Raw genomic sequence first — 11,060 nt, forward strand, 5'->3', positions numbered from 1 at the left:
CGGACCGAGATAAGCCCGGGCACTCGCGCGCACCACACCCAACTGCTCCACCCCGGCCACAGCCCACCCGCGACTACGACGCACCTACCCCTACAACTCGATCAGCGCACTTGACGCCCGAACCCGGCACAGATAAGCGGAGGCGGCGGGCGCGCCGATCGCCAAGGGGTATAGGGCCGCCGCCTACAACGAGGGCTTCGCGGTGCTCGACGCGGGCGCGTCGCCCTATGCGTTCCTGGCCGACCGCCTCGCCGCCGCCCGGGCGCGCTGGAAGAAGGCCGGGATCAAGAGCTACACCTACAGGATCCTCGTCTCCTGCGGCGGCTGCGCGCTCCCGGGGGGCACGGTCACCGTCCGCGGCGGCAAGGCCAACACCAAGCCGGCGACCGGCTACGGCGACTACAAGACGGTCAACCGCCTGTTCTCCGTCATCAAGCGCTTCCTGGCCGACAAGCCCTACTCCTTCCAGGCCACCTACGACAGGACGACCGGCGTCCCGATCGACGTCTCCGTCCACCAGGACAAGCTCGGCGTCGACGACTACTACGGCTTCGGGACCAGGGGCTTCAAGAAGCTCGACTGAGGCGGGTCGTACAGCGCCGCGGCCTGCAATTCGTCGCGGCGACCCCACGGCCCCGGTGGGCAGAACACTGGTGCTGTTCAGCAGCGGTCTGGCATCTTGTGCGGCATGACTCAGAAACCCGGTACCGCGCGTGCCTTGGCGGCGGCACGGGCCGTAGCGCTCGCCAATTCGGTGGCCTGCGAGGACGCAGTCGTGGTGGCTGCCGGCAGCAATGTGCTTGTGCATCTCAAGCCCGCTCCGGTTATCGCGCGAGTGATGACCGGCACAGCGATGCTGCACGGTGACGTCGAGCGATGGCTTGCTGGCGAGGTCGCCGTCGGGGCGTACCTCGGAGAACGGGGTCTGGCCGTTTCACTCAGTGATGTGCTTGCACCGGGACCTCACCAGTACGAGGGGCTCTGGATGACGTTCTGGGAGTTTGTCGAGCACGATGCTTCCCGGCCTCTGCCGCGCGCGCACGAGCTCGGCAGCTCGCTACGCGAGCTGCACGCCGCGCTCGCCGACTTTCCGGGCGAGCTCGGGCAGCTCAGCGACGTGCGCGACTGGCTCGACCGGCTTCTCGCCGAGTTGCATCCATCGCCGAGGCTCACCCCGCAGGACAGGGATTTGCTGCGTTCCCGCCTCCACGAGCTGACACCCACCGTCTTTGAGAGCTCGCTCCCCGCGCAGGCAATCCATGGCGACGCGTCGACATCAAACCTTCTCCGTACCGACGACGGGCTCATCTGGAACGACCTTGAGGACACGTGTGTCGGTCCAGTCCATTGGGACGTCGCGGGGCTCGTCGTCGAAGCCCGCGCCCGCGGGGGGAGCGAGGCGTTCGTCGCGGACTTTCTTCGTGCCTACGGCGGACTGGACCTTGAAGAGCTACATGACTTCATCGCAGCCCACCTCCTCTACACGACCGTCTGGCAAGCGTTCGCTGCGCAGCGTCGGCCGCAAACGCGCAGCAGCGCCGATGCGAGCGTCTCCCACTGACGCGAGAGCTCCGGTCGAGGAAGCCGCTGGCGAGGCGGCTTCGCGCGACGCCCTGATCGAAGCGGCGAGTTCGCCATCGCCATCGAGATCATCCACAGCTACGAAGGCACGGAGACGATGCAGGCGCTGATCGTCGGGCGCGACATCGCCGGCATGAATGTCCTTCCTGGCCGAGCAGGCGGGGACGACCCGCGGATCTCACGTACACGCGCGATCTGCTGATGATCGAGATCGCGTTCATCGAGGGCCGGTCCGACGACCTCAAGAAGGCGCTGCTGGCCGACTTGAACCGCCGCCTGGTCGAGACAACCGACGTGCGATCCGCGCGGTTAGCGCGCCGGATCGATCGCCGGCTCGGTGTGCACGACGACGTCGGCGATCCAGTCGCGGTCCTGGCGGATGTCGTCCTCGAGGCGGCTGGCCAGCTCATGGGCGTCGGTCAGCGAGGTGTCGGCCCCGAGGCCGACGCTGAGGAAGACGACGAGGCCAGCGTCGGTGCGCAGCATCTCGACCTCGCAGGCATCGACACCGGCGCGCTGGGCGACGAGCGCCTCGATGTGCGTGCGCTCCTCATCGTCGCGCGCGTCGGCCTGCTCGGGGCTGACCGCGATGGGATGCTCGATCGGCTCGAGATGGGTCTGGACCTCGGCGACCCCGGGCTGCCCGGCCAGCTCGGACTCGACGCGCTCGGCGACGTCGTGGGCGACGGCCAGCGAGGTGTCGGCGGCGAGCTTGAGGTGCAGCGAGATCGAGGCCTGGTCGCCGGAGCGGTAGATGGTGATGTCGTGGGCCTCGCGCACGAGCGGCTCGGCCAGCGCGGCGGCCAGCGCCTGGTCGCGCAGGTCCAGGCCGTCGTGCCGCGGCTCGAGGTGGACGACCACGTCGGTCTCGGGCAGCGCGCTGCGCACCGCCGCCTCGATCGCGTCGGCCTGCGCGTGGCCTTCGACGATCGCCTGGCCGGGCGGCACGCCGACCACGACGTCGGCGAAGTAGCGCCCACCGGACTCGCGCAGGCGCAGGCGGCGCAGGTCGACGCCGTCGTCGGCGACCGCGCGCGCCACGGCCTCGCGCGCCTCGGGCGGCGCGTAGTCCATGAGCGCCCGGACGTTCTCGAACGCGAGCCGGGAGACGGCGGCGAAGATCACGCACGCGACGACCAGCGCGGCGATCGCGTCGCCCGCGGAGACGCCGGCGGCGACCAGGGCGAGCCCGAGCAGGACCGCCACCGATCCGGCCAGGTCGCCGGCGAAGTTGAAGGCGTTGGATCGGAACGCGGCGCTGTTGTAGCGACGCGCGGCGCGCACGGAGATCACGATGCGGCTGACGTCGATCGCCACCGCCAGCGCGATCACCGCGAACACGTACCAGCCGGTGTCGGGCTCGTGGCCGCCCTCGATCAGCAGCTTGACCGCCTCGAAAGCGATGACGCACCCGCCGACGAAGACGATCGCGGCCTCGCCGAGCGCGGCGATGTTCTCCGCGCGACGATGGCCGTAGTTGTGTTCGCGATCGGCGGGCTTGCCGGCGAGCCAGATCGCCCCGAGCGTCAGCAGCGCGGCGATCACGTCGCCGGAGGACTCGATGCCGGCCGAGACCAGCGCGAGGCTCCCGGTCACCAGTCCGGTGCCGAGCTTGAGCACGACCAGCACGCCGGCGGCGACCAGCGACATCGTCGCGGTGCGCCGCTGCGCGGCACCGGTGTCGGGATGCGCGATCGGCTCGCGCGGGCCAACGGATACGGCCATCGGAGGGCCTCCAAAGGACTTCGGGACGTCGGGTGAGATGGGCGCCTGGGGCGCTCTTGCCCAGGGCGGGCTGCAGCAGGCGACCGGCGATGCGGTCGGTCAGGCGGCGACCGGCGGCGGTCCGCGTGGCGCACGCGCCGGCGAGAACGCCTCGGTGACCGCGACCACGACCAGCGACCAGTGCGCCGCCGCCTCCGACGGGAACGCAACGACGACGTCCAGGGCCGGTGAGAGATCGCCGGCCTCCGCCCACGCGGCCAGGCGCAGGCCGAGCGCGATCACCAGGCCGCCGGGGACGGCCAGAGCGAGCGCGACCCAGAGTCCGTCGGTGACGCCCGCGTCCGCGGCGCCGGAGCTCAGCAGCTGCTCAGCGACCTCCTGGACGAGGAAGATCGCGGCGATCGCCAGCGTCGCGGCCACCCACGCCCCGCCGAAGGAGCCCCGTCGTCTCGACGTCGCGGCGGGAGCGGCCAGCGCGCGAAGCACCAGCACGGCGAACGTCACCGACGCGAGGATCGCCAGCACCGTGCCGGCCGCTCCCGCGCCATGATCGAGGCCCGCCAACGACTCCCCGGCGTGGCGGGGCACCAGCAGCCTGAACCGCGCCTCGTGCACGCCCGTCACGGCCAGCAGCAGCAGGGCGGCCAGGCGCGTGACGTTCGGAGGCGTGGCCATCTCCCAGATCACTGTAGAAGGGCGCGGGCCGGCGAGCTGCGGTGACCCCGTGTCGCTGAGGCGAACGTGAGGTTGTAGGCGTTGATCGTCCACTCGAGGACGGCGATCGACGCGCGCAGCTCTGCCAGTGGCCGAGGGAGCTCGTCGAACGCGGACGTCGGGACGACTACGAGATGCGGTGTGCGAGCTGCGTGCGTGACTTCACGTCGAGCTTCCGGTAGGCCTTGCGGAGGTGGTACTCGACGGTGCTCTGGGTGATGAAGAGCTGAGCGGCGATCTCTCGGTTCGTCGTTCCTCTCGCGGCCAGGCGCGCGACCTGCTCCTCCTGCGGAGTGAGTTGGTCGAGCGTCTCCTCGGTCCGTTTGCGGGCGTGCTCGCCGGTCGCCCGCAGCTCGCGTTCGGCGCGGCGCGCGAACGCCTCGGTGCCCATGCTGGTGAACGCCGCGAGCGCAGCGCGCAATGGCCTTCGGGCGTCGAGGCGGCGCCGTTCGCGTCGCAGCCACTCCCCATAGAGCAGCTGCGTCCGGGCCAGCTCGAGCCGAACACGGGTGGCGGCCAGGTGCGCGATCGAGTCGCGGTACAGGCTCTCGGCGACCTCGCCCTCGCTCAGCAACGCGCGGACTCGCGCTTCGATGCCCATCGCCCACTCGGAGCTGATCACGCCGGTGCGCTCCGCGAGCCACTCCAGCGCGGACTCGAGCAGCGCTCGGTCACCGGTCCTGGCTGCCGCCTCGGCCAGCTCGCCCACCAAGAGCGATCCGTACCCGATCGGGTCGGGCCGGAACGCCTCCCAGGCCGCGTCGCGTGCGGCGTCGTAGCGGCCGAGGCCGTTGTAGAGCACGGATCTCGCATAGTTGTTGGACGTCCATCGTCGCGTGGCCGCCTCCTCCGCGGAGGCTTCGATCAGCTCAGACGCTCGCGCCTCGTGGCCGCGCCAAGCGGCGAGGATCATCGGGGCGTTCACGAGCGCCGCATTGCCGGTCGCGTCGGCGATCCAGCGGGCTTCGTCGATCGTCAGAGCGGCCGCCGTCAAGTCGCCGGCCAGCATGTGGCTCCTGGCCAGGAAGCTGAGCGCGAACTGCAGGTGCACGAGTGCGCCCGCGTCCCGCGCGACCTGCACCGGACGAGCGGCGAGGCGATGCAAGGCCTCGTCGTCCCACAGCTCGAGGGCGACGATGTTGCCGTTCCTCGTGTTCGACAGCGAGAGCCGCTGACCGACGTCCTCGTCGCCGACGTCGCTCGCGAGCAGAAGCTCGAGGGCGCGAGCAAGGGTCGGCGCCGCGGCCGCGTATCCCTCGGTCAGGCGGATCGCGAACGCGTCGAGCAGCACGTCGATCGTCCGCAGCGGGGCGGTGCCGGCCGGCGCCGCCCGCGCGGCCCGCGCCACCGCCGGCGCGCCGCCGGCGACGTCGACGTCGCTGGACATGGCGCCCGCCAGCGTCTCGAGGTACGCCTCGCGAGCCAGCTGGGGGTCGACTGACTCGAGGCGTCTCGCCGCGTCCAGGAACAGGCGGCCGGCTTCGCCGCCGCGCCGCTGCTCCAACGCGATCTGACCGCGCAACAGGTCGGCGCGCGCACGCCCGAGCTCGTCGAGCAGCCCCGCCTCGACGCCTGCCGACAGCTCGAGCGCAGCCTCCAGAGCGCCGGCATCGCGCTTCGCGCCGGCGGCGGCCAGCAGGCGCTGCGCACGGTGCGTGGGCTCGGGGGTGAGCGCGGCGGCGCGCTCGAGGAAGGCGGCGACCGCCGCCCGTCCGCCGCGCGCCTGCGCGCGTCCGGCGGAACGCTCGAGCTCCGCGGCGACGTCCTCGTCGGGCATCGATGCCGCCTGTGCCCGGTGCCAGGCGCGGCGATCCGGATCGATCTCCGGATCGGTCGCCTCCGCCAGGGCCCGGTGGACCGCGCGGCGCTCCCGCAGCCCGGCGGAGCGATAGACCGCCGAGCGGATCAGCGGATGACGGAAGACCACCCGGACGCCAAGCTCCAACAGGTCTTCCGCTTCGACGGCGTCCGCGATGGACCCGGGGATCCCGAGGTGCCGGGCTGCCCGCCAGACGACCGCCGGGTCGCCCGTCGGATCGGCGGCCGCGATGAGCAACAGGCGACGCGCATCACCGGGAAGCCTGGCCAGGCGTCGCGTGAAGCTCTCCTCGATGCTCGCGGACAGGGGCACCGCCGGGGGCAGCCCGAACCCCCCGGCGAGCTGGATCGGCGTCATCCCCCGCGGCAGCTCCATCAGCGCGAGCGGGTTGCCGTGCGTCTCGAGGACGATCCGATCCAGCACGTGCTCATCCAGGCGAGCCGGCAGGACCGACTCCAACAGCGCCCGCGCATCACGACGCCCCAGGGGCTCGACGCGAAGCTCCGGCGATCCAGCGAGGGCGCTGCCGATGTCACGAGCCGCGAACACGAACGCGATCCGCTCGGCCTGGAGGCGGCGGGCCACGAACGCGAGCGCGCGCGCTGACGCACGATCGAGCCATTGCGCGTCGTCGACGACACCCAGGAGCGGCCGCTCCTGCGAAGCCTCGGACAGCAGGTCGAGGGCCGCCAGGCCGACCAGGAACGAGCTCGGCGCCTGTCCGGCGCTCAGCCCGAAGGCGACACGAAGCGCATCGCGCCGGGGATCCGGCAGGCGGTCCGATCGGTCGAGGATCGGCGAGCACAGCTGTTGCAGCGCCGCGAACGGGAGCTCCATCTCCGCCTCGACCCCGACGGTCCGTAGGACCCGCAACTGCCGTGCCTCCTGCACCGTCCAATCGAGCAGCGCCGTCTTCCCGACGCCCGGCTCTCCATGCACCACCAGGACCCCGCCGTCGCCGCCGCGTGCAGCGTCGAGCAGGCGGCCGAGCGCCTCGCGCTCGCGCTCGCGGCCGAGCAATCGGCCTCCCGGCGGCCTCGTGAGCATCCGAACGTCTGACGGCGAGCCCATATACAGCGGACAGCATGACTGAGGACGGCGCTCGGGTCGCGGACTGCTCACAGGTCCACCCCTGAGCTCGCAGACCCAGGAATCGGGCCACGAAAGCGCGATGGACGATGAACAAGGAGCTGGGCGTCTGGACGTACGAGGACTGCGCGGTCGTACTGATCGATTACCAAAAGGAGATGTTCGAGGTCATTCGCTCGGAGATCGACGCCGATCTGGTCGAGCTGCAGGTGAAGGCGACCGGGCGCAGGCGCCTGATCATCGGTGGGCTCCACACCGCGGAGGCCGACTGAGCCGGGCTGAGCCCCGCTGGATCCGGGCCGGGCTACGGACGCGAACGGGCCACCGCGACGCGCATGCGGTGGCCCCACGCGGCGACGCGCGCCAGGTGGCCGCAGTACGGCGCGCCCGGGCAGCGGGCGAAGGACATCGCGAGGGTCGCGGCGTCGACGTCCTCCACGTCTCGGCGGCGCCCCGGAAGCAGGACCATGGCCACGACGGCGGCGACGGCGCACAGGATCGCGGACACGGTGAACGCTCCGGTGAAGCCGTGCGTCAACGCCTCGGCCGGCGTCGATCCGCCGTGCAGCGCGCTCGTGCTCCGCGACGTCGAGACGGCCGACAGGACGGCCAGGCCCAGCGACCCGCCGACCTGCTGGGTCGTGTTGAGCAGGCCCGAGGCGAGGCCGGAGTCCTCGCGCGCGACGCCGGTGGTCGCGGCGATCGTGATCGGCACGAAGGCCATGCCGAACCCGACGCCCATGACGACCATCGCGGGCAGCACGCGACCGGCGTAGTCGCCGCGGCCTTGCAGGCGGGTGAACAGCGCGAAGCCCACCGTCGCGACGAGCAGCCCGGCAACGAGCACCGGCTTGGGCGTGAGGCGGTCGACCACCAGCGAGGCGAGCGCGGAGCTGCCGATGAGCGCGAGGCTGAGCGGCAGGTAGGCGACGCCGGTCTTCAGCGCGTTGTAGCCGAGCACCTGCTGCAGGTACAGCGTGCAGAAGAAGAACACGCCGAACAGCGCGGCGGCGACGAGCAGCATCGTCGCGTCGGAGGCCGCGAGGCTGCGGTTGGAGAAGATGCGCAGCGGGACCAGGGGGTTCTCGTGCCGGCGCTCGATCCACACGAAGGCGACGAGCAGCGCGGCGGCCACCGCGAGGCCCGCGAGGGTCCGCGCCGACCCCCAGCCCCAGTCGTTGGCCTTGATCAGCGTGAAGACGAGCGCCATCGTGCCCAGCGTGATGGTCGTCGCGCCTTCGAGGTCGTAGCCGCCGCGGACGCCCTCGCCCCGGCTCTCGGCGAGCATCCGCGGCGCCAGCAGGAGGACCACCGCGCCGATCGGCACGTTGATGAAGAAGACCCAGCGCCAGCTGAGCGCCTGGACGATCGCGCCCCCGAGCAGGAGGCCGACCGCGCCGCCGGCGCCGGCGATCGCGCCCCAGACGGCGAGCGCCCGGTTGCGCTCGCTGCCTTCCGCGAACGTCGTGAGGATGATCGACAGCGCCGCGGGCGAGACCATCGCGCCGCCGAGGCCCTGCGCGCCGCGGGCGATCAGCAGCGTCGCCTCCGACTGCGACAGCCCGCAGGCGAGCGACGCGCCCGCGAACAGCGCGATGCCGGCCATGAACAGGCGACGACGACCGAGTCGGTCGGCCGCGCGCCCGCCGAGCAGCAGGAACCCTCCGAAGAGCAGCGTGTAGGCGTTGAGCACCCACGACAGGTTCTGCTCGGAGAAGCCGACGTCGCGCTGGATGCTTGGCAGCGCGACGTTCACGACGCTCGCGTCGAGCACCACCATGAACTGGGCCACCGCGACGACGGCGAGCACCGCGTTGGCGCTGGCCCGGACCTGCCGGACTACTTCGCCAGGGGTGATGGTGTCGTCGGGCATGGCGGTGACCTTTCTCAGTAGGTCTTGATGGTCTTGGAGAAGGGGAGCCTGCGGATTCGGGTGCCGGTGAGGGCTGCGATCGCGTTCGCCAGGGCTGGCTTCACGCGATGTCGGTTGCGCCCGGATCTGTCGGAGTTCGAGCAACTCGAGGCCGAGCGCCTCGATCTGCGCAACGACGCCGAACACCGCGGACCGGTCCTCGAGCGAACCGGTGAGCACGGTCTCGCTGCCCTTCAGCTCAGACACCATCGACGGAAAGGCCGACAGGGCGGTAGCTCCGAGCCGGCCCTTTATCCGGATCGCGTACAAGCCCGGCGGTGTGGCCACGCGGTCATCCTGCCGCCCGACCTGGTGAGCCGGCGACGCCGGAATCTGGTGATCGTGCGCACGCCGGTGCTCGCGTCGTTTCGGCGATGTTCAGGAGCGCCCGGTTGAGAGGAGCCGCAGCTCCCGTGCGCGTCGAACGGCGGAAGAGCGATCGCGCGCACCGAGCTTGGAATAGATGTTGCGGATGTGTGTGTTGACCGTGTTGATGGAGACGTAGAGCTCTCGCGCGATCTCGGGCCGCGTCAGGTTTGTCGGGAGATATCGCAGTACGCGCAGCTCGCTGGGGCTGAGCTCCTCCGGTTGCGGTAGGCGCTCTCGGTCGGTGCTCGGCGCCGGCGCGCCTCGCAGCAGGTCGACGATGTCGGCGAGAAGGGCGCCGTGAGCCGTTTCGTGACGCGGGAGCGCGTCGAGCAGTTCTGCGGCCTCGGTCATTGCAAACGGGAAGATCAGCCGGTCCGGCTCGGCGGCCGCGAGCGCGGCCTCGGCTGCGGCAGCGGCGGCGTCTCGATCCCCCAGGTGTAGGTGCGCGGTGCCAGCCAGCAGATGCGATTCGACGAGTGTGAACGCGGGCCCGACCGGGGGCGTGATGTCCCGAGCTTCTCGGAGGACATCCAGCGCCGTGGCGGGGTCCCCGTCCGTCATGCAGATCACTGCACGCGCGTTGCAAATGGCACCCATTCGCACCGGTTCGGCTGAGAATCCGGTGAGCGTTGCGCGCGCCTCAGCTGGCATCCCCAGGCGAGCCTGTGTGGTCGCGAGCCAGCCGGTGATCCGGGGCGCGAGAGCGTGCACACCTGTGAGGAGCGACTGTGCCTGCACTGCCGCCGCGAATGCCTCGAGCGCCGATTGATGCTGCCCGCGACCCGCGTGCAACATGCCCGTCGCCACGTGGAGAAGCACTGCGGCGGCCGGGTCAACGTGTGCGGAGGCGACCTCCCAGGCGCGGCGTAGCCAGCGCTCTCCCTCGTCGAACTCGCCCATCCAGATCGCCATGCCGCCAACCGCCCCGAGCGCGGGTGCGAGTATCGGCCGATCGTCCAAGCCATAACGCTCGGCCAGGGCTACCGCCTGACGGCCGCGCTCACGTGCGGTCGCGACCGAGACCAGCTTTGACGGGAAACCTTGATGGGCGCGACAGGCGACTTCTAGGTAGGGCCGGCCGATCGTCTGGGCGAGCGCGGCTCCCTCGGAGAGGTGCCGCTGCGCGTCGGCGAGTCGCCCAGACCACGTCTCGACGATCCCGAGATTGAGCAGCGCGACTCCCCGCAGCTCACTACCCATCGCGATCGGTTCACTCGATTCGTCTGCGATCGAAGCATCGAGCAGATTCACTTGCTCGACTACTTCACTGAACTGCCCGCTACGCCGTGCCAGCGCCAACCGCAGAGACGCGATTGCCACCGCCAGGCGGCGGCGGCGAGCCGGCGGAGCGCTCTGGACGTGGGACTCGGCCAGCGCCAGCTGAGCAGCCGCCTCCTCCAGCCGCCCCTGGTTCAGCTCAGCTGCCGCGTGAGCTAGCGCCAGGTCAGGATGATCGACTGATGCGCCCTCAGGAAACGCCTGCAGCACCGCGCTGATCGTTCCCGCTTGCCCGTCGAGCACCCACCTGAACGAGTGTTCTGCGACGAGCCGAGCGGCATCGGGCCAGTCGCCGGCCGCGAGCGTGTGCCGCACGGCCTCGACGACGTCCCCGTGATCGGCGAACCACAGCGCGGCCCGGCGGTGGAGGTCTCCAAGCTCATCCGCCAACGTCCGGCGCAGCTCCAGGCGCAGGAAATCCGCGAGAAGCTGGTGGTAGCGAAACCAGCTGCGCTGAGCGTCGAGCGACACGACGAACGCGTTCGCTTCCTCCAGCTCGAGTAGCATCTGCTCCGAGCCCGAGCGGCCTGCCAACAGGTCGGCGAGCTCACCGTTCAGCCGGTCGACAAGCGA

The 11,060-nt window shown here is 71.0% G+C and carries 9 protein-coding genes; 4 read left to right on the forward strand and 5 right to left on the reverse strand.

Going from position 1 to position 11,060, the window contains the following annotated elements:
• The first annotated feature begins 202 nt into the window (after positions 1-202).
• Entirely contained in the window at positions 203-583 is a 381-nt protein-coding gene (locus VK501_RS18795) for a DUF6174 domain-containing protein (protein WP_324340057.1), read from the forward strand.
• A gap of 105 nt (positions 584-688) precedes the next feature.
• Positions 689-1,561, forward strand: coding sequence for an aminoglycoside phosphotransferase family protein (locus VK501_RS18800; protein WP_324340059.1), 873 nt, complete (start codon positions 689-691; stop codon positions 1,559-1,561).
• A 329-nt stretch (positions 1,562-1,890) separates the two neighbouring features.
• On the opposite strand, the gene VK501_RS18805 is transcribed toward VK501_RS18800, so the two are convergent.
• The 3 genes from VK501_RS18805 to VK501_RS18815 all read right to left on the reverse strand — a co-directional run bounded on the left by VK501_RS18805 (position 1,891) and on the right by VK501_RS18815 (position 6,859).
• Complete coding sequence (locus tag VK501_RS18805) at positions 1,891-3,306, reverse strand: cation diffusion facilitator family transporter (RefSeq protein ID WP_324340061.1); 1,416 nt, start codon at positions 3,304-3,306, stop codon at positions 1,891-1,893.
• Between the two features lie 99 nt (positions 3,307-3,405).
• Positions 3,406-3,981 (reverse strand): hypothetical protein, encoded by a 576-nt coding sequence (locus VK501_RS18810; RefSeq protein ID WP_324340062.1) that lies wholly within the window; start codon positions 3,979-3,981, stop codon positions 3,406-3,408.
• 166 nt (positions 3,982-4,147) lie between these two features.
• A complete protein-coding gene (locus tag VK501_RS18815; RefSeq protein ID WP_324340064.1) occupies positions 4,148-6,859 on the reverse strand; it encodes a helix-turn-helix transcriptional regulator in 2,712 nt (903 codons plus the stop codon).
• Between the two features lie 158 nt (positions 6,860-7,017).
• Here VK501_RS18815 and VK501_RS18820 point away from each other — a divergent pair, with 158 nt between their 5' ends.
• Positions 7,018-7,200 carry a hypothetical protein gene (locus VK501_RS18820; protein ID WP_324340066.1) on the forward strand — a complete coding sequence of 61 codons (183 nt, stop codon included), beginning with the start codon at positions 7,018-7,020 and terminating at the stop codon, positions 7,198-7,200.
• 32 nt (positions 7,201-7,232) lie between these two features.
• Here the strand turns inward: VK501_RS18820 and VK501_RS18825 are convergent, their stop codons facing one another.
• Positions 7,233-8,801, reverse strand: a complete 1,569-nt coding sequence (locus tag VK501_RS18825; RefSeq protein ID WP_324340068.1) for an MFS transporter — start codon at positions 8,799-8,801, stop codon at positions 7,233-7,235.
• Positions 8,802-8,834: 33 nt separating this feature from the next.
• Between VK501_RS18825 and VK501_RS18830 the strand changes: the two genes are divergently transcribed.
• The gene (locus VK501_RS18830) at positions 8,835-9,236 is read left to right on the forward strand and encodes a hypothetical protein (RefSeq protein WP_324340070.1); all 402 of its coding nucleotides are present in this window, start codon (positions 8,835-8,837) and stop codon (positions 9,234-9,236) included.
• Here the strand turns inward: VK501_RS18830 and VK501_RS18835 are convergent.
• A partial coding sequence (locus tag VK501_RS18835; protein ID WP_324340071.1) for a LuxR C-terminal-related transcriptional regulator occupies positions 9,219-11,060 on the reverse strand: 1,842 nt, incomplete at its 5' end. The genes VK501_RS18830 and VK501_RS18835 overlap by 18 nt on opposite strands.

Origin of the sequence: Baekduia sp. (genome assembly GCF_035318805.1) — a bacterium.
GTDB lineage: Bacteria > Actinomycetota > Thermoleophilia > Solirubrobacterales > Solirubrobacteraceae > Baekduia.